The 17,977-nt window shown below is 58.7% G+C and carries 15 protein-coding genes and 1 riboswitch; of the genes, 6 read left to right on the forward strand and 9 right to left on the reverse strand.

What is annotated here, in order from left to right; all coding sequences use genetic code 11:
- On the reverse strand, positions 1 to 1,269 hold the full coding sequence (locus PG722_RS07090) for a 2-hydroxyglutaryl-CoA dehydratase (RefSeq protein ID WP_330674659.1): 1,269 nt from the start codon (positions 1,267 to 1,269) through the stop codon (positions 1 to 3).
- Positions 1,247 to 4,228 carry an acyl-CoA dehydratase activase gene (locus PG722_RS07095; protein ID WP_270580093.1) on the reverse strand — a complete coding sequence of 994 codons (2,982 nt, stop codon included), beginning with the start codon at positions 4,226 to 4,228 and terminating at the stop codon, positions 1,247 to 1,249. The genes PG722_RS07090 and PG722_RS07095 overlap by 23 nt, the downstream gene beginning before the upstream one ends.
- Positions 4,229 to 4,658: 430 nt before the next feature.
- A riboswitch (SAM riboswitch) is annotated at positions 4,659 to 4,763 on the forward strand.
- An 80-nt stretch (positions 4,764 to 4,843) separates the two neighbouring features.
- On the opposite strand from PG722_RS07095, the gene metK reads away from it, so the two are divergent.
- Positions 4,844 to 6,031 (forward strand): methionine adenosyltransferase, encoded by a 1,188-nt coding sequence (gene metK / locus PG722_RS07100; protein ID WP_119191448.1) that lies wholly within the window; start codon positions 4,844 to 4,846, stop codon positions 6,029 to 6,031.
- A gap of 1,163 nt (positions 6,032 to 7,194) precedes the next feature.
- Here the strand turns inward: metK and PG722_RS07105 are convergent.
- The 7 genes from PG722_RS07105 to PG722_RS07135 all read right to left on the reverse strand — a co-directional run bounded on the left by PG722_RS07105 (position 7,195) and on the right by PG722_RS07135 (position 12,440).
- The gene (locus PG722_RS07105; RefSeq protein WP_270580094.1) at positions 7,195 to 8,562 is read right to left on the reverse strand and encodes an MATE family efflux transporter; all 1,368 of its coding nucleotides are present in this window, start codon (positions 8,560 to 8,562) and stop codon (positions 7,195 to 7,197) included.
- Positions 8,559 to 9,320: a uridine phosphorylase gene (udp, locus tag PG722_RS07110; RefSeq protein WP_270580096.1), complete on the reverse strand. Its 762-nt coding sequence runs from the start codon at positions 9,318 to 9,320 to the stop codon at positions 8,559 to 8,561. The genes PG722_RS07105 and udp overlap by 4 nt, the downstream gene beginning before the upstream one ends.
- Positions 9,314 to 9,508, reverse strand: a complete 195-nt coding sequence (locus PG722_RS07115) for a DUF951 domain-containing protein (protein WP_117488760.1) — start codon at positions 9,506 to 9,508, stop codon at positions 9,314 to 9,316. The genes udp and PG722_RS07115 overlap by 7 nt, the downstream gene beginning before the upstream one ends.
- A 255-nt stretch (positions 9,509 to 9,763) precedes the next feature.
- Positions 9,764 to 10,237 carry a 2-C-methyl-D-erythritol 2,4-cyclodiphosphate synthase gene (gene ispF / locus PG722_RS07120; protein ID WP_117751979.1) on the reverse strand — a complete coding sequence of 158 codons (474 nt, stop codon included), beginning with the start codon at positions 10,235 to 10,237 and terminating at the stop codon, positions 9,764 to 9,766.
- A 1-nt stretch (position 10,238) separates the two neighbouring features.
- Positions 10,239 to 10,955, reverse strand: coding sequence for a 2-C-methyl-D-erythritol 4-phosphate cytidylyltransferase (gene ispD / locus PG722_RS07125; RefSeq protein ID WP_117488758.1), 717 nt, complete (start codon positions 10,953 to 10,955; stop codon positions 10,239 to 10,241).
- 238 nt (positions 10,956 to 11,193) lie between these two features.
- Positions 11,194 to 11,772, reverse strand: a complete 579-nt coding sequence (locus tag PG722_RS07130; RefSeq protein ID WP_270580097.1) for a site-2 protease family protein — start codon at positions 11,770 to 11,772, stop codon at positions 11,194 to 11,196.
- Positions 11,769 to 12,440 (reverse strand): M23 family metallopeptidase, encoded by a 672-nt coding sequence (locus tag PG722_RS07135; protein WP_118648206.1) that lies wholly within the window; start codon positions 12,438 to 12,440, stop codon positions 11,769 to 11,771. Before PG722_RS07135 ends, PG722_RS07130 begins: the two co-directional genes overlap by 4 nt.
- Positions 12,441 to 12,817: 377 nt before the next feature.
- Between PG722_RS07135 and PG722_RS07140 the strand changes: the two genes are divergently transcribed.
- The 5 genes from PG722_RS07140 (at position 12,818) to PG722_RS07160 (ending at position 17,908) form a co-directional block, all read left to right on the forward strand.
- Positions 12,818 to 14,002, forward strand: coding sequence for an ABC transporter substrate-binding protein (locus PG722_RS07140; RefSeq protein ID WP_270580099.1), 1,185 nt, complete (start codon positions 12,818 to 12,820; stop codon positions 14,000 to 14,002).
- A gap of 442 nt (positions 14,003 to 14,444) precedes the next feature.
- The gene (locus PG722_RS07145) at positions 14,445 to 15,326 is read left to right on the forward strand and encodes a branched-chain amino acid ABC transporter permease (RefSeq protein WP_270580100.1); all 882 of its coding nucleotides are present in this window, start codon (positions 14,445 to 14,447) and stop codon (positions 15,324 to 15,326) included.
- Between the two features lie 12 nt (positions 15,327 to 15,338).
- Complete coding sequence (locus tag PG722_RS07150) at positions 15,339 to 16,421, forward strand: branched-chain amino acid ABC transporter permease (RefSeq protein WP_270580101.1); 1,083 nt, start codon at positions 15,339 to 15,341, stop codon at positions 16,419 to 16,421.
- Positions 16,422 to 16,424: 3 nt separating this feature from the next.
- On the forward strand, positions 16,425 to 17,183 hold the full coding sequence (locus PG722_RS07155; RefSeq protein WP_110435077.1) for an ABC transporter ATP-binding protein: 759 nt from the start codon (positions 16,425 to 16,427) through the stop codon (positions 17,181 to 17,183).
- A gap of 17 nt (positions 17,184 to 17,200) precedes the next feature.
- Positions 17,201 to 17,908, forward strand: coding sequence for an ABC transporter ATP-binding protein (locus PG722_RS07160; RefSeq protein ID WP_118285663.1), 708 nt, complete (start codon positions 17,201 to 17,203; stop codon positions 17,906 to 17,908).
- Positions 17,909 to 17,977 lie beyond the last annotated feature (69 nt).

A 17,977-nucleotide genomic window follows, 5' to 3' on the forward strand; every position in this document is an offset into this window, starting at 1 on the left:
TTACTCTGCGCTCGAAAGCATGAGCTTGATTCGATTTTCCTGGTTAATTTTCGACGCGCCCGGGTCGTAATCCACCGCGACGATATTCGCCTGCGGGTACACCTCGCGGATTTTTCGGATCATGCCCTTGCCCGCGATGTGGTTCGGCAGGCAGCCGAACGGCTGGGTGCAGACGATGTTGGTCACGCCTTCGCTGATGAGCTCGACCATTTCGGCGGGGAGCAGCCAGCCTTCGCCCATCTTGACGCCCTGACCGATAATGGCGTGCGACTTTTTGCGTACCTCGTCAAACGGCATCGGCGGACGGAAATGACCGTCCTTTTTCATCATTTTGATGATATCGGCCTGCTTGCCGAGCACAAACTGGTACACCATCTTGTAGACGGCGGCGGTTTTGCCGTTGCGGCTGTACAGCTCGTGGTCGATGACCGAGTTGTAGATGCAGTACAGGCAGAAGTCCATCAGACCGGGCAGCACCGGCTCGCAGCCTTCGCTGAGCAGGAATTCTTCCAGACGGTTGTTGCCGAGCGGCGAGAACTTGACGTAGATCTCACCGACAATGCCGACCAGCTTTTTCTTCTGCGTTTTATCCAGCTTCAGCTTGCCGAATACGGCCAGAACGAACCGGAACAGGTGCTTTACCTCGCCGTAGCGCACCATGCGTTCGCCGGTGAAGCGCCCCGTGACCGCGTCCATGCAGATGTCGATCGCCTTGTCGGTCGAGCCGGGCACGACCTCGTACGGACGGCACTGATTGGCGACCATCATAATCAGATCACCAATCAAAAGTGCATACGCCACCTGCACGAGCATGGTCTTGGTCAGCTTGAAGCCGGGGTTGCTCTCCAGACCGGAAAAGTTCAGCGAAATGACCGGAATGAAGCCGTAGCCGTTCTTTTCCAGCGCCTTGCGGAGCAGGTGGATATAGTTGGACGCACGGCAGCCGCCGCCGGTCTGCGGCAGGATGAGCGCGATTTTGTGAATGTCGTACCTGCCGGATTCGATCGCGTCCATCAGCTGACCGATGACCAGCAGGGCGGGGTAGCAGGTGTCGTTGTGTACGTTGCGCAGACCCTGCTCCGCGATGTTCGGACCCTCGGTGTGCAGCAGCTCCATGTCGTAGCCGTAGTTTTTCATTAGGCGGCAGATGAGTCCAAGCTGCACGGGCAGCATGTTCGGCACCAGTATCTTATAGTTTTTTCGCATTTCCTCCGTGAACTGCGGGTAGGAATATGCGGGCGTTGCCTCAGGCGTTTTGCTGTTCTGCAAGCTTGCGTCCCTCCTCTACGGCGGCCAGCATGCTGCGGATACGGATTTTTGCCGCACCGAGATTGCTGATCTCGTCGATTTTCAGCTGTGTGTAAATTTTGCCGCCGTTTTCGCAGATGGCGCGCATCTCGTCGGTCGTGATGGCGTCAATGCCGCAGCCGAAGGACACCAGCTGGATAAGCTGGGCGTTCTCCTTCTGGGTGACGTACTTCGCCGCGCCGTACATGCGCGAGTGGTACGTCCACTGGTTGAGCACATGCACCTCGGGTGCATCGGTCAGCTGCCAGACTGCATCCTCGGACACGATGACCAGACCGAACGAGGCGATCAGCTGGTCGATGCCGTGGTTGATCTCCGGGTCAACGTGGTACGGACGGCCTGCAATAACGGCAACGTCAAGGTCGTGCTCGTCCGCGTAGCGGATGGCGCGCTGACCCTCGATGCGAACGTCAATGTAGTATTCGTCCTGCGCCATGTATGCGTCCTCGACAGCGGCGATGACCTGCTTTTTCTTGATCTGCGGGTACTTGCCGCAGAAATACTTAACGGCGTGCTTCGTGAAGCGCTTTTTGTCCGCGAGTTCAAAGTACGGCATCATAAAGTCGAAGTCCGCGAGTGCGGAGACGTTCGCCTTCAAAAGCTCCGGATAGTAGGCAACGACCGGACAGTTGTAATGGTTGGTCGCGCGTTCCTCATCGAGGTTGTAGGTCATGCACGGATAGAAGATCGCATCGACGCCCTTTTCGAGCAGGTTCTCGATGTGGCCGTGCATCAGCTTCGCCGGATAGCAAACCGTGTCGGACGGGATGGAATGCTGTCCCTGCATGTACATATCGCGGGTGGAAACGTCGCTGAGGACGGTCTCGAAGCCGAGTTTACGCAGGAATGCCGTCCAGAACGGCAGCAGCTCGAAGTTATTCAGTCCGAACGGCAGACCGATTTTTGCAATCGGGTTTGCAATGCCGGACGGCTCACCGTAGCTTTTCAGCTTTTCCAGCTTCCATTTATAAAGGTTGGGCAGGTCGGCCTTTTTCGTGCCGCCGAGCGGACGCTCGCAGCGGTTGCCCGAAATGAAGCGGCGGCCGCCGCCGAAGTCGTTAATCGTCAGATTGCAGTGGTTCTCACACAGACCGCAGCGCGTGGAGCGCACGTTGTGCTCGAAGCCTGCGAGGATATCCGTGCCGATGAGCGTGGTGGTGTCGCAGCGGTTGTCCTTGGCGTGCAGTGCTGCGCCGTATGCGCCCATCAGACCCGAGATAGCCGGGCGGGTCACGTCGCGGCCGATTTCCTGCTCGAACGAGCGCAGGATGGCGTCATTGAGGAACGTGCCGCCCTGTACGACAATGTGCTGACCGAGGTCGTCCGGCGAGTGGGCGCGGATAACCTTGTACAGCGCGTTCTTGACGACGGAAACCGACAGACCGGCGGAGATTGCGTCAATGCCCGCGCCGTCCTTCTGCGCCTGCTTGACCGAGGAGTTCATGAACACCGTGCAGCGCGAACCGAGGTCGATGGGGTGCTTGGCGAACAGACCCAGCTTGCAGAATTCCTCGATGGAGTAGCCCATCGAGCGGGCGAACGTCTCGATGAACGAGCCGCAGCCGGACGAGCACGCCTCGTTGAGCGAAATATTGTCGATGCATTTGTTGCGGATTTTGAAGCACTTGATGTCCTGACCGCCAATGTCGATGATGAAATCAACATCCGGGCAGAAATGGCGCGCCGCGCGGAAGTGCGCGACCGTCTCGACCAGACCGAAATCCACGCCGAAGGCATTCTGGATGAGCGCTTCGCCGTAGCCGGTGACCGCCGAGGACACGATATGTACGCGGTCGCCGCACAGCTCGTACAGGCGGGTGAGCTGCTCGCGGATAACGTCTGCCGGATTGCCCTTGTTGGACTGGTAGTGGTGGAACAAAATCTGGTCGTCCGCACCGATGAGCACCAGCTTGGTGGTGGTGGAGCCGCAGTCAATGCCGAGGTAGGCGTCGCCCTCGTACATGGTGACGTTCTGCGTCATGACATCGTGCATGGCGTGACGGTTCTTGAATTCCTCGTACTGCTGCTCATCCTCGAACAGCGGCGGCAGGTAGTTGGCAACGACCGGAGCGTCTGCCGCCTTTTCGAGCGCCGCGAGCAGCGAATCGACCGTGTAGGTCTTCTGCGTGCCGCCTGCGTACTCCGCCGCGCCCGCCGCGATGGCATACGGCGCGAGAGCCGGGAAGTGCGCGTGCGCATCGTCCAGCTTCAGCGTCTCCTGAAAGCGCTTTTGCAGGCCCTTGAAGAAGAACAGCGGGCCGCCGAGGAACAGCACATCGCCCTTGACCTCGCGGCCCTGCGCCAGACCGGCAATGGTCTGGTTGACGACCGCCTGGAAGATGGACGCGGCAACGTCCTCCTTGCGCGCGCCCTCGTTGAGCAGCGGCTGAATATCCGACTTGGCGAATACGCCGCAGCGGGACGCGATGGTGTAGATGCGCTCCGCGCCCTGCGCGAGCTGGTCGAGCTCGGCCGGCGTTACGTCCAGCAGGACCGCCATCTGGTCGATGAACGCGCCGGTGCCGCCCGCGCAGGAGCCGTTCATGCGCTCCTCCAGCTGACCGGTGAGGAATACGATCTTCGCGTCCTCGCCGCCCAGCTCAATGACAACATCGGCCTGCGGAACGTGCACGCCTACCGCCTTGCGGGTGGCGAACACCTCCTGTACAAAATCAATATCCGCGGCCTTCGCCACGCCTAAACCGGCCGAGCCGGTGATCGAACAGCGGAGCGGCGTGTCCTCGCCGATGAGCTCGCGCGCCGCGCGCACCAGCTCGACCGCCTTTTCACGCACCTTGGAAAAATGCCGTTCGTAGTGTTTGTGGATGATCTCTCCATCGCGCACAACGACGATCTTGACGGTCGTTGAGCCGATGTCGATTCCAACATTTACATTCATAATACCCTTAATCTCTCCCATAACAAAACAGAGCACCCGTTAAGGTGCAAAGTGAATGCGGGTAAGTGCTGCCGTGCGTCAGCCTGAGAAGGCTGTGTGATGTGATAAAGGCAATACCGCATGATTGAACAAGAGTGATTTGCGAGTAAATTTTGCGTACTGACGAGGCACAGTTTTGCGGTAATACTTGATGTATTACCGTGAAACTGCAACGAAGTCAGGACACAAAATTTCCGCAAAGCACCGCGGCAGCGCGACCGGAGCCTGCGCAAGGAGCCGCCGCTTTAATTGTGCGGTGTTGCCTGAAATATGCAGGGCAAAATCTTACCTTTATTACTATAACGGTGTGAGCGGAAAATGTCAATGCGGCGATATTCCACTTGGCTGCCGAAAATTTCCCTTGACAAAGCCGGAAATTTTATATAAAATATACGGCGTAAGTGAATACATGTCCTTATCGAGAGCGGTGGAGGGAACGGCCCTGTGAAACCCGGCAACCTGCGTTGTTTTGCAACGTAAGGTGCCAAATCCGGCGTAAGAATACGAAAGATGAGGGAGCAAAACGAACTTTTCGCTCCCGCTGAGGAGCGTTTTTTAATGCTCTGAAAATGAACTGGAGAAAGGAACTGATACTTAATGGCACATCATTTTTTCACCTCGGAATCGGTTACGGAAGGCCATCCCGATAAAATCTGCGATCAGATCTCGGACGCGATCCTTAACGAGATTTTAACGCAGGATCCGTATGCCCGCGTAGCCTGTGAGACCACCTGCACCACCGGTATGGTTCAGGTAATGGGCGAGATTTCCACTTCCTGCTATGTGGATATCCCGAAGGTTGTCCGCGACACGGTTCGTGAGATCGGCTACGATCGTGCGAAGTACGGCTTTGACTGCGACACCTGCGCTGTCCTGACCGCCATCGACGAGCAGTCCGCCGACATTGCACTCGGCGTTGACAACTCCCTTGAGAGCAAGGAGGGCGCCTCTGAGGCTGACCTCGCCATCGGCGCGGGCGATCAGGGCATGATGTTCGGCTATGCGTGCGATGAGACCAAGGAGCTTATGCCGCTGCCGATCTCTCTGGCGCACAAGCTGGCAAAGCGCCTGACCGACGTTCGCAAGGACGGCACGTTCGACTATCTGCGTCCGGACGGCAAGAGCCAGGTTACCGTAGAGTATGACGAGGACAATCAGCCCGTCCGCGTGGATACGGTTGTTATTTCCACCCAGCACAGCCCGGAGGTGTCCCTCGCGCAGATTCGTGAGGACATGATCGAGCAGGTGGTAAAGAAGGTCATTCCGTCCCATCTGCTGGATGAGAATACCAAGTATTTCATCAACCCGACCGGCCGCTTTGTCATCGGCGGCCCGCACGGCGACTCCGGTCTGACCGGCCGTAAGATCATCGTGGACACCTACGGCGGCATCGGCCGTCATGGCGGCGGCGCGTTCTCCGGCAAGGACCCGACCAAGGTGGACCGCTCGGGCGCGTATGCGGCCCGCTGGGTTGCGAAGAACATTGTTGCGGCAGGTCTGGCAAAGCGCTGCGAGATTCAGCTGGCGTATGCCATCGGCGTTGCCGAGCCGGTTTCCATCATGGTAGAGACCTTCGGCACCGGCGTTGTTGGCGACGATGTGCTTGAGAAGGCCGTAGAGAAGGTGTTCGATCTGCGTCCGGCGGCGATCATCGAGCAGCTTGACCTGCGTAAGCCGATCTACAAGCAGCTGGCAGCCTACGGCCACATGGGCCGCGAGGAGCTTGGCGTCAAGTGGGAGAATACCGATAAGGTTGAGGCGCTGAAGGCAGCGGTAAACGGTTAATTTGCGCTGAAATTGCATAGAGAAAGGCTCTGGAGTATATCCAGAGCCTTTTTTGTATCTCAAAATTTCGCGGCAGGGATTTACCGGGGCACGCGAACTGCGTAAGCGTGTTCGTCCGAACGGGGCGGCAGCCTTTTCAGCACCGGCTGAGCGGGGGACGCGAACTGCGTTAGCGTGTTCGTCCCTGACGGGCGTCACCTTTTTTCTCAGCACCGGCTAAGCGGGGTACTTGAACCGCGCAGCCGGTTCACCCTATCCGGGTGGGAAGTTTTTCGCTGAACCTCAGCAAGGGGATTCGCCGTCTGCGGACGGCGGGAACGTCGCGGCGCCCGCCGCGGGGGCAAAAAGGAAGGGACACCTGCGGTTTCCCTTCCTCTTTGGACTCCTACCTTTCCCTTGGATAGTCTGGCGCAGATTGCCTACATGTGACCGCTGCGAAATAGGGGAACGGCAGTCGGGTTACCTCAGCGTGTCTTTCGTAAAATATTCGCAGTTCACAGATAGCGTACTGCTACACATGTAGTTAAATCAACGCAGGCGCAACATACCCGTGTTGCGCAATTCTTTAGCGCGTTATTATAGACAGGGTCTGCGAAGATAAATGGTGCCGAATACCTAAATTCGCAGGTGCCTTCCGGTATAACACGCAAAAAAATTGCGCGGCACTGTCATGCCGCGCCTGCGTAGAGTAAACCACCTGTGTAGCAGTACTGTATCTGGTAATGCGTATAGGTTTCGACATGGGAGCACACTGTGCTCCCCTACGGTAGAAAAATCCTCTGCCGTTCCCCGTATTTCGCAGCGGTCACATGTCGGCAATCTGCGCCAGACTCTCCCAAAAGGAAGTGGGAGTTAAGAGGGTAGAAACCTTGGTGTCTACCCTCTTGCCCCGCCGCGGGGCGCGGCACGTTCCCGCGCTCCGCAGAGCGCAACTCCCCGCTGAATCTCAGCGAAAAAGACTGCCGCCCGGATAGGGTGAACCGCGTGCGCGGTTCAAGTACCCCGCTGGGTCGGTGCTGAAAAAGGCTGCCGCCCGTCAGGGGCGAACACGCTTGCGCAGTTCGTGTACCCCGCTCAGCCGGTACTGAAAAAGGCTGCCTCCCGGATAGGGCGTAGCGCTACGCGCCTCGTGTACCCCGCACAGCCGATGCAGGGAAATTGGCTCACATATCTCGCGTGATCTGCCGAAACCGCAGCAAAAACAGCGTTGTCGTTGTAGCCGCAGCTAATAAATCCGCGACCGGCTCCGCGAGGAACACGGCGAACAGTTTATCCGCGAAAAAGTGCGGCAGGATTAAAATAAACGGTATCAGCAGGAAAACCTTGCGCTCGAGCGCGAGAAAAAGCGAGATACGCGCCTCGCCGAGCGCCACAAACGACTGCTGGAATCCGGTCTGGAACGCATTGGTAAATCCGAGCGCAAAGTACACGCGCAGCGCCCAGACGGTGCGTTCGACCAGCTCCTCATCCGAGGTGAACAGGTGCACGACCGTATGCGGGAACAGCTGCACAGCTGCCCAGATCGAAAACGCGAACACGAACGCCGCCGCGAGATTCAGCTGCACGACGCGCTTCATGCGGTCGGGCCGCTTCGCGCCGCAGGCGTAGCTGAGGATGGGCTGCGCGCCCTGCGCGAGTCCGGTCAGCGGCAGCTGCACCATCTGCGCCACCGAGGTCAGAATGGTCATTGCGCCGACGGCTGCGTCGCCGCCGTACTTCTGCAGCGATACGTTGAACGCGATGGTGAGCAGGCTTTCTGTTGACTGCATGACAAACGGGGACGCGCCCAGACCGACTGCGGATGCCAGAACCGGTCGGTCAATGCGGAAATACGCGCGTTTTAAGCGCAGAACGGTCTGCTTTCCGGTCAGAAACCGCAGAACCCATGCCGCAGACACCGCCTGCGAGATAATTGTCGCTACAGCCGCGCCGCGCACGCCCATTTTCAGCACGAAGATGAACAGCGGGTCAAGCACGGTGTTGAGCACCGCACCGATAACGACCGTTTTCATCGCAACCGAGGAACGGCCCTGCGCGGTGATGAAGCCGTTCAGACCGAGCGATGTCATCACGAAAACCGTGCCGAGAACGTAGAGGTTGAGGTACTGCATCGCATACGGCAGGGTGTCGGCAGATGCGCCGAACAGTTTCAGTAATGGCGCCTGAAACAGCAGGAAAAGTGCTGTCAGCACGAGTGCAAGCGCCCAGAGCGCCGCCGTACACGTTCCGAGGATGCGCTCCGCGCGGTCGTGCTCCTTTGCGCCGAGCGCGATAGACGCCCGCGGTGCACCGCCCATGCCGATCAGCGCCGCGAATGCGGAAATGAGCGTGATGACAGGGAAGGTGACGCCCATGCCGGTCAGCGCCAGCTTGCCCTCGAGCGGGATGCGTCCGATGTAAATGCGGTCCACGATGCTGTAAAGCAGGTTGACAACCTGCGCCGTGATGGTCGGCAGCGCCAGCCGAAAGAGCAGCGGCCCTACGGGTGCTGTGCCGAGGGCCGCTGTCTGCTGATTCTGTTGTTCACTCATGCCTTGCTGTCCTCACGGATGAGCACGCGGATGGCCTCCACGGCGGCCTTTACGCCGCGCTCGGTGGCGTCAGGCGGGATGGCGGGAGCATCGTCGTTGTCCGCGTTCCACAGCACGTTGAGCACCGCGCCGCACCGAACGTGCAGCACCTGCGCGACGATCATGAGCGCGGCTGTCTCCATCTCGCTGGTGAGCGCGCCTGCCGCCTTCCATGCCTTCCACTTGGCGGTCAGCTCGTCCGCAATGGGCATCTGCGCGGGACGGATCTCGCCGTAAAAGCTGTCCTTGGACTGAATAACGCCCATGTGATAGGGGAAGCCGAGCGCCTGCGCCGCCTCGTGCAGCGCGGAAACAACGGAAAAATCCGCGACTGCCGGGAACTCGATGGGGAGGTACTCGCGGCTCGTGCCCTCCTGCCGGATGGCGCCGGTGGCAATGACGATATCGCCGCCCTTTACCTTGTCCACAATGCCGCCGGACGTGCCCACGCGGATGAACGTATCCGCACCGCACTCGACCAGCTCCTCCATGGCAATGGCCGCAGACGGACCGCCGATGCCGGTCGAGCAGACCGCAACCGGAACACCGTCCAGAGAGCCTGTCCACAGCGTGTACTCGCGGTTGTGGGCGATCTGCTTCGGGTCGTCGAAATACTGCGCGATCTTCTCGCACCGTGCCGGATCGCCGGGCAGAATGACGTACCGCCCGATATCGCCCTTGGTGATTTGAATGTGCATTTGCTTGCCGTCGATCAACATACGATTTCACCCTCCCGTTCTACGGTTCTGATGTTTTTCTCCGCCTTGCTGCGCGGCAGCATGACCTCATGCCCGCAGCCGAGGCATTTCAGCTTGAAATCCATACCGATACGCAGCACCTGCCACTGCTTGCTGCCGCACGGGTGCTGTTTTTTCATGGTAAGAATGTCGTTTACCTGTATATCCATTGGGTTCACTTCCTTTGTGGGGGGGTAACACCGCACAATTAAACTGCGGCTTCTTGCGCAGGCTCCGGTCGCGCTGCCGCGGCGCTTTGCGGAAATTTTGTGCCCTGACTTCGTTACGGCTTTTTGCAATACACAAAGTATTGCTGCAAATCCGTGCCTCGTCAGAACGCAAAATTTGCTCGCAAATCGCTCTTGTTCAATTATGCGGTGTTGCCCCTATTATCCATATTATCCATAATGTATATGTAAGACTGTTCAGATTCGCTCTAAAAGGCACACGCAGTGCGCGGCAATGCCTTGTTTGGAGCCGGTAAAGCCCAGCCCCTCCTCGGTGGTCGCCTTGACCGAAACCTGCTCGACCGCGCAGCCGATGGCGGCGGCAAGGTTCTCGCGCATCTGCAGAATGTGCGGCGCGAGCTTGGGCGCCTGTGCGAGTACGGTCGCATCCAAATTGCCGAGCTGCCAGCCGCTTTCGCGCACGAGCGCGGCAACGTGACGCAGCAGCGCGATGCTGTCCGCGCCCTTGTAGCGCGGGTCGGTATCCGGAAAATGCTTGCCGATGTCACCGAGCGCGAGCGCGCCGAGCAGGGAATCCATGACGGCGTGCGTGAGCACATCCGCGTCCGAGTGACCGTCCAGACCAAGCTCAAACGGAATGTTCACACCGCCGATGATGCACGGTCTGCCGGAGACCAGTCTGTGTACGTCGTAACCGTGTCCGATGCGCATATCACTTGTCCTCCCTTGTGAGGAGCGCTTCCGCAACGAGAATGTCCTCCGGCGTGGTGATCTTAATGTTCTGGTAGCTGCCGTGGGTCGCCTTGACGATGGTGCCGAGCGACTCGACAGCCGCGCAGTCATCGGTGAAGCTGTAGCCGCGCTCAGCAGCCGAGGTGAGCGCGCGGCGGAGCAGGTCCTTGCGGAATACCTGCGGGGTCTGCACCGCGGCAAGCGTGTCGCGGGCGACATCGGCGGCGATATTTCCATCCTTGATGCGCTTGATGCTGTCCTTGACCGGAACGACCGGCGCGGCAGCGCCGTACTCGGCGGCGGTGGTAACCGCCTCGGTGATAACGGCCTCGGAGACGAGCGGGCGGGCACCGTCGTGTACGGCAACGAGCACGGCGTTTTCCGGTGCGGCCGTGATGCCCGCGAGAACGGATTCCGTGCGGGTCTCGCCGCCGCGCGTCACCGTGCACAGCTTGTCAATGGAGAAGGCCTTCGCCAGCTCGGTGTAGGGCATGATGTCCTGCTCACGGCAGACGAGCACGATATCGCGGATGGCGGCGCATTTCTGGAAGGCGGAAAGCGTGCGTGCGAGGACGGGTACGCCGTCAATCTCGAGCAGCAGCTTGTTTTCGCCGCCCATGCGGCGGGAGGAGCCTGCCGCTACGATAACAGCGCATACGGCGGGGAGATCAGTTTTTTTTCTGCGTTTTCCCAGCATAATTATTCGGTCCTTTCTATCAAAAGGCATTGTGAGCCTTTTGGTTCGTTTGGATAAATCTTTGTACCGTTATTTTACACGATTTCGGCAAAATTTACAAGGGTTGTGAGAATTTATCGCAGGGCGAGGCACTCCGGAGCGGCTTCATCTGCAACGATTATCCCGCAGGGGAGCACAGTGTGCTCCCGAACAGCGTAAAATCGAACGGTTTGCGGGCGAACAATGTTCGCCCCTACGGTTACGCTTGTGCATGCGGGTTGCATGCGGTGCGCCGAGGTCGGCGCCCCCTACGGAATGCACTGCCGGTTATCATAATGCCAACGAGCAACAGCCACCCGCCAAATCCCGACTTCCACAGGAGGACGCCGCCCGCAAGGAGGACGAGAACGGACACGCCCGCAATCCCGTTCAGCAGGCGTGTAAACCGCCCGTCCGCGAGGTGCCGGAGCGCCATGCCGCCATCGAGCGGGGGAATGGGCAGCAGATTGAACAGCCCGAGCAGCGCACTTGCGCCGGCAAGCCGGTACGCGCCGAGCGGGTTCGCCAGTGCGGTGAGCGCAAAGCTGGCCGCCGGTCCGGCGAGGCAGATGGCGGCGCGCGAAAACGGCGATGGCGGCAGGCTGCACCGCAGGACAGCGCCGCAGGCGGTCAGGCACAGGGCGTGCACCGTGCCGCCGGACAGACGAATGACGAAAAGGTGTCCGCACTCGTGTACAGCCGCCGCCAGCAGAAAAATGGGGAGCACGCCGCTCTCATCCGCGCACCAGAGCGCAGCCATGAGCACAAGAAAGCCGTCGCGGACCTGAATCCGGCTCACAGTGCGAGATAGTCGGCGGGATCGAGCGCCGCGCCATTGTGCCACAGCTCGAGGTGCAGGTGCGGACCGGTGGCGTTGCCTGTCTGGCCGACCTTGGCGATCTGCTCACCGCAGGTGACGGTATCACCGACTTTGGCGGAAATGCTGCTGCAGTGCGCGTATAAGGTTGCAAAACCGTCCGCGTGATCGACAATGACGTACAGGCCGTAGCCGGATTCACCGGTCTCGCGCACCGTGCCGTCCGCGAAGGCGGTGATGGGCGTGCCCTCGTCCGCGGCAAGGTCAAGCCCGTAGTGGAAGCCCGGCTGACCGGTGATGGGACTGAGCCTGCTGCCGAAAGAGGACGTCAGCGTGCCGGAAGTCGGCGTGGTGTGCTCGAACTCCATCGGATAGACGGTCTGGTCAACCGTGTCGGGGAACAGGGTCTGGTCGCGGTCTAAAATATCGTCCGCACCGCCGGAGGATTCCGCGGGAACGGTATCTGCGGGCATGGCAGAGCCGCCGAATACCGCAAGAACATGGTCCGCGTTTGCCGCGCCGGACAGGGCGGAAGCCGCCTTTTCGCGCACGGTCTGCGCGAAGGGGATATCGGCGTACTTGATCACACCGGCAGCGAGAACCAGCGTTACGATGAATAACAGTCCTTTTCCGTGGCGTTTTTCGGTCATGGGGTACCTCCTTGAAATGTTGCACAGATTGAATGAACACCGCAGGGCGGGGTACCCCGCCCTACGAATATCTTATGAATAGCGAAGATAGTCTATGATGTTCTCAGCGTGAGAAAAATTTTGCAGGCTCTCCCTGCAAAAATGACGGCAGTATGGAAGTAATTTGCAGGAATCCTTGCAGGGCGGACAAGTGTTCTTGTGAGAAGATACAAAAAACGTAAAGTTACTCAAAAGATAATCAGTAGATTGTCTGAAATTGTATTCTCAGCGCAAAAAAAGTGCGCCGAAATTCGGAAATGGTAGTATAATGTGAAGCATAATCCAAGACACCCGATAGGGTATGCCGATTCGGGGGAAACAAAGGAGAAGATTTCACCATGAAGAAAACACTCAGTATGCTTCTTGCCGGCGCTATGCTGGCTACGGCGCTGACCGGCTGCGGCGGTTCCGCTTCGAGCAGCTCCGATTCGCAGAACAGCGGCTCCGACAGCACCGCTTCCGGCACTGCCTTCAAGATTGGCGGCACCGGCCCGCTGACCGGCGCGAATGCTATTTACGGCAATGCCTGCAAGAACGGCGCACAGATCGCGGTTGACGAGATCAACGCTGAGGGCGGCGATATTCAGTTTGAGCTGAACTATCAGGACGACGAGAGCGACGCAGAGAAGGCGGTAAACGCCTACAACACCCTGAAGGACTGGGGCATGCAGCTGTCCCTCGGCTCCGTAACCTCCAAGCCGTGCGAGGCTACCGCCGCTGAGAACTACAGCGACCGCATTTTCGCTCTGACCCCGTCCGCATCCTCCGTTGCAGTAACCGAGGGCAAGGACAACGTATTCCAGATGTGCTTTATGGACCCGAACCAGGGCACCGCATCCGCACAGTACATCGCAGAGCAGAAGCTCGGCACCAAGGTTGCGATCATCTGGAAGAACGATGACGTTTACTCCACCGGCATTCACGACAAGTTCGTAGAAGAGGCAAAGACCAAGGGCCTCGAGGTCGTTTCCGACAAGACCTTCACCGATGCTTCCGCGAACGACTTCTCCGTTCAGCTGAACGAAGCAAAGAGCAAGGGCGCTGACCTGGTATTCCTGCCGATATACTATCAGCCGGCATCCCTGATCCTGACCCAGGCAAACGCAATGGGCTACAAGCCGAAGTTCTTCGGTGTAGACGGCATGGACGGCATCCTGACCATGGAAGGCTTTGATCCCAAGCTGGCCGAGGGCGTTATGCTGCTGACCCCGTTCAACGCAGACGCAACCGACGACAAGACCGCTTCCTTCGTTAAGAAGTACAAGGAGCAGTTCGGTGAAACCCCGAACCAGTTCGCAGCCGACGCTTACGACTGTGTTTACGCTTACAAGCAGGCACTCGAGAATGCAGGCGCTACGCCGGATATGTCCGCTGAGGACCTGTGCGACAAGATGATCGAGCAGTTCACCTCCATGACCTTTGACGGTCTGACCGGCGAGGGCATGACCTGGGATGAGACCGGTGCCGTATCCAAGTCCCCGAAGGGCATGGTTATCGAGAACGGCGCTTACGTTGGTATGTAAGACCCTCTAAGGGGGACTCTGGGAATCAAGCTGAACAAACAGCCACCGGCTGTTTGTTCACCACTTGCTCGTAAATCGCAAGTGGCCGCTTGAAACTCACACACGCAAACATTTCATGTTTGTTTTAAGGCGTGTGTTCGCCCACTTAGATACCAAAAAAGTTCCGAAGTAACTTTTTTGGATAACCCCCTCGCCTTTGCACGGCAAAGGCGGTCGCGCCACGATGGCGCGGGCAGCGGTGTCCCGGACGGGCAAAGCTCGCCCGGGACATATTAAGAACGCAAGGGCGAGTGAAGGAGGTCTGGAAGCAGTCCTCCTTTACGCCTATTATAAAGAGGTATCATCCACCAAACGTTATGGGGTGGGGCGGTGGCTTGACCATTGCCGAACCACTGCCCCATTTCATAAACAAGAGAAACAAAGATTTGAGGTGTTCCAAACCATGAGCTTTTTGAATCATTTGATCAGCGGCATCAGTCTGGGCAGCATCTACGCCATCATCGCACTCGGCTACACGATGGTTTACGGCATTGCAAAAATGCTGAACTTCGCGCACGGCGATGTTATCATGGTAGGCGGTTATATGTGCTTCTGCGCTACCACCTATCTTGGCTGGCCGGCGTGGATGGGCGTTGTGCTGGCTGTTATTGTCTGCACCGCGCTCGGTGTTGTTATTGAGAGACTCGCCTACAAGCCGCTGCGTATGGCGCCGTCGCTGGCGGTGCTGATCACGGCCATCGGCGTTTCGTACTTCCTGCAGAATGCGGCGCTGCTGGTCTGGTCCTCCAACCCGAAGACCTTTACCTCGGTCGTTACCGGCGAGGCGCTCAGCCTGTTCGGCGGTCAGATGCAGATCTCCAAGGTGACGCTCGTTGCCATCGCAGCCTGTCTTGTCATCATGGTCGCTCTGATGCTGTTCACCGGCAAGAGCAAGGTCGGCACGGCGATGCGTGCGGTTTCCGAGGACAAGGGCGCGGCCCAGCTGATGGGCATCAACGTCAATACGACCATTTCCATCACCTTTGCCATCGGCTCGGGTCTTGCCGCTATCGCGGGCGTGCTGCTGTGCTCCGCGTACCCGACCCTGATGCCGACCACCGGCTCTCTGCCGGGCATCAAGGCATTCACCGCTGCCGTATTCGGCGGCATCGGCTCGATTCCGGGCGCGTTCATCGGCGGCATTCTGCTCGGCATCATCGAGATTTTCGCCAAGGCGTACATTTCCACGCAGCTGTCGGACGCAATCGTGTTCGCAGTGCTCATCGTGGTGCTGCTGGTCAAGCCGGACGGCCTGCTCGGCAAGCACGTCAGCGAAAAGGTTTAAGGGGGCAGTCATATGAACAAGTTAAAATCCTATGCTGCGTCCAGGCGTGGACGTGACACGCTGCTGTGCTTCGGCATTGTCATCATTGCGTACATCATCGTGCAGGCAGCCATCGCGGGCGGCGGCATCTCCAGCCAGATCAAGGGTCTGCTCGTGCCGATCTGCTCGTATGTTGTCATGGCGATCTCGCTCAACCTGACCGTCGGCATCCTCGGTGAGCTGTCGCTCGGCCATGCGGGCTTTATGTCGGTCGGCGCGTTTGCGGGCATTGTCACCACCACCTGTCTGGCGGATGCGATTCCGCTTGCACCGCTGCGTCTGGCTGTCGCCATGGTCGTTGCCGGACTGTTTGCGGCGATTGCGGGTGTCATCGTCGGCGTGCCGGTGCTGCGCCTCAAGGGCGACTACCTCGCTATCGTAACCCTCGCCTTCGGTGAGATCATCAAAAACATTGTAAACGTTATGTATCTCGGTCTGGATGATGCCGGTCTGCATTTCAGCCTGGTCAACCAGAATTTCCAGCTGGGCGACGGCGGCAAGATGATCATCAACGGCCCGATCGGCGTATCCGGCGTCACCAAGATCTCCACCTTCACCTCGGGCGTTGTGCTCATCCTCGTTACGCTGTTCTTCGTGCTGAATTTTGTAAACAGCCGCACGGGACGTGCTGTTATGGCGGTCCGCGACAACAAGATCGCCGCTGACTCCATCGGCATCTCCACCTCGCACTACAAGCTGCTCGCGTTCGTGGTCTCTGCGGCGTTCGCAGGCATGGCGGGCACGCTGTACGCGATGAACTTCTCCACCGTTACGGCGGCAAAGTTTGACTTCAACACCTCCATTCTGGTGCTCGTATTCGTCGTTCTCGGCGGTCTGGGCAACATCTGGGGCTCCATTATTGCCGCAACGCTGCTGACGCTGCTGCCTGAGCTGCTGCGCGGCCTGAGCAACTACCGTATGCTCATCTACGCAATCCTGCTGATTGCAATGATGCTGTTCAACAACTCCTCCTTCAAGGTTCGCCTGCTGGAGAAGCGCGCGATGCGCCAGATGGAAAAGGCCGAAAAGGCCGGCGGCAAAAAGGAGGGTGCGTAAGCCATGGCAATGCTGGAAGTTACTTCGCTCGGCATTTCGTTCGGCGGTCTGCGTGCCGTTGACGAGCTGAGCATGAAAATCGAAAAGGGCGGTCTGGTCGGCCTCATCGGCCCGAACGGCGCAGGCAAGACCACCGCATTCAATATGCTGACCGGCGTGTACCGCCCGACCGACGGCGGCATCCGTCTGGACGGACAGAACCTCATCGGCAAAAAGCCGCATGAAATCTGCAAGCTGGGCGTTGCCCGCACGTTCCAGAACATCCGCCTGTTCTCGCAGCTGAGCGTGCTGGATAACGTAAAGACCGGTCTGCACAACCAGATCACCTACTCGTTCGCAGAGAGCATGTTCCACCTCGGCTCCTACCGCAAAAAGGAGAAGCAGATGGACGAAAAGGCGATGGAGCTGCTGCGCGTGTTCGATCTGGACGGCGTAGCCGATTACAAGGCAGCCAACCTGCCGTACGGCAAGCAGCGCAAGCTGGAGATTGCGCGTGCGCTCGCTACCAACCCCAAGCTGCTGCTGCTCGACGAGCCTGCCGCGGGCATGAACCCGAACGAGACCGAGGAGCTGATGGAGACGATCGAAATCGTCCGCAAGAGGTTCGGCGTAACCGTCCTGCTCATCGAGCATGACATGAAGCTGGTCTCCGGCATCTGCGAGTACCTGTATGTGCTCAACTTCGGCCGTCTGCTGGCGGAGGGAACGCCCAAGGAAGTGCTGAGCAATCCGGAAGTCGTTAAGGCATATCTGGGCGAATAAGAAAGGAGGAAACAAGTATGGCAATGTTGGAAGTAAAGGACATCAACGTGTATTACGGCCTGATTCATGCACTGCGTGATGTTTCCTTCGAGGTAAACGAGGGCGAGGTCGTAGCGCTTATCGGTGCAAACGGCGCCGGCAAGACCACCACGCTGCACACGGTCACGGGTCTGCTGCCGAGTAAGGGCGGCACGGTGACGTTTGAGGGCAAGGACATCACGCACAAGCCGGGTCACGCCATCGTGAAGCTGGGCATGAGCCACGTTCCGGAGGGCCGCCGCGTGTTCGCGGGTCTGACGGTCGCGGAGAACCTGCGTATGGGCGCGTATACCCGCCCAAAGAATGAGATCCCGGAGTCGCTGAAAATGGTCTACGAGCGTTTTCCGCGTCTGGAGGAGCGCAAAAATCAGGCAGCCGGTACGCTGTCCGGCGGCGAGCAGCAGATGCTCGCGATGGGCCGTGCGCTGATGAGCAAGCCGCGCATCCTGCTGCTCGATGAGCCGTCCATGGGTCTGTCGCCGCTGTTCGTAGGCGAAATCTTCAAGATCATCGAGGAAGTGTCCAAGGCAGGCACCACTGTCCTGCTGGTAGAGCAGAACGCAAAGAAGGCGCTGTCCATCGCGGACAGAGGCTACGTCCTTGAGACCGGCAAAATTGTCAAGACCGGCAAGGCGTCCGATCTGCTGAATGATGACTCTATTAAGAAGGCATATCTGGGAGAATAAAGGCAATCCCTGAATCATAGGGCGGGATGACCGCACCCCGCCCTGCGGAAAACGTGACCCATTGATAAA

The sequence above is a fragment of the Butyricicoccus sp. OF27-2pH9A genome (assembly GCF_027693185.1).
Taxonomy (GTDB): domain Bacteria; phylum Bacillota; class Clostridia; order Oscillospirales; family Butyricicoccaceae; genus Agathobaculum; species Agathobaculum butyriciproducens.

Excerpts from the sequence above, each read along its gene's own strand:
- PG722_RS07095 (WP_270580093.1), bottom strand. The coding sequence starts at position 4,228 with ATGGGAGAGATTAAGGGTATTATGAATGTAAATGTTGGAATCGACATC.
- metK (WP_119191448.1), top strand. The coding sequence starts at position 4,844 with ATGGCACATCATTTTTTCACCTCGGAATCGGTTACGGAAGGCCATCCC.
- PG722_RS07105 (WP_270580094.1), bottom strand. The coding sequence starts at position 8,562 with ATGAGTGAACAACAGAATCAGCAGACAGCGGCCCTCGGCACAGCACCC.
- udp (WP_270580096.1), bottom strand. The coding sequence starts at position 9,320 with ATGTTGATCGACGGCAAGCAAATGCACATTCAAATCACCAAGGGCGAT.
- PG722_RS07115 (WP_117488760.1), bottom strand. The coding sequence starts at position 9,508 with ATGGATATACAGGTAAACGACATTCTTACCATGAAAAAACAGCACCCG.
- ispF (WP_117751979.1), bottom strand. The coding sequence starts at position 10,237 with ATGCGCATCGGACACGGTTACGACGTACACAGACTGGTCTCCGGCAGA.
- ispD (WP_117488758.1), bottom strand. The coding sequence starts at position 10,955 with ATGCTGGGAAAACGCAGAAAAAAAACTGATCTCCCCGCCGTATGCGCT.
- PG722_RS07135 (WP_118648206.1), bottom strand. The coding sequence starts at position 12,440 with ATGACCGAAAAACGCCACGGAAAAGGACTGTTATTCATCGTAACGCTG.
- PG722_RS07140 (WP_270580099.1), top strand. The coding sequence starts at position 12,818 with ATGAAGAAAACACTCAGTATGCTTCTTGCCGGCGCTATGCTGGCTACG.
- PG722_RS07145 (WP_270580100.1), top strand. The coding sequence starts at position 14,445 with ATGAGCTTTTTGAATCATTTGATCAGCGGCATCAGTCTGGGCAGCATC.
- PG722_RS07150 (WP_270580101.1), top strand. The coding sequence starts at position 15,339 with ATGAACAAGTTAAAATCCTATGCTGCGTCCAGGCGTGGACGTGACACG.
- PG722_RS07155 (WP_110435077.1), top strand. The coding sequence starts at position 16,425 with ATGGCAATGCTGGAAGTTACTTCGCTCGGCATTTCGTTCGGCGGTCTG.
- PG722_RS07160 (WP_118285663.1), top strand. The coding sequence starts at position 17,201 with ATGGCAATGTTGGAAGTAAAGGACATCAACGTGTATTACGGCCTGATT.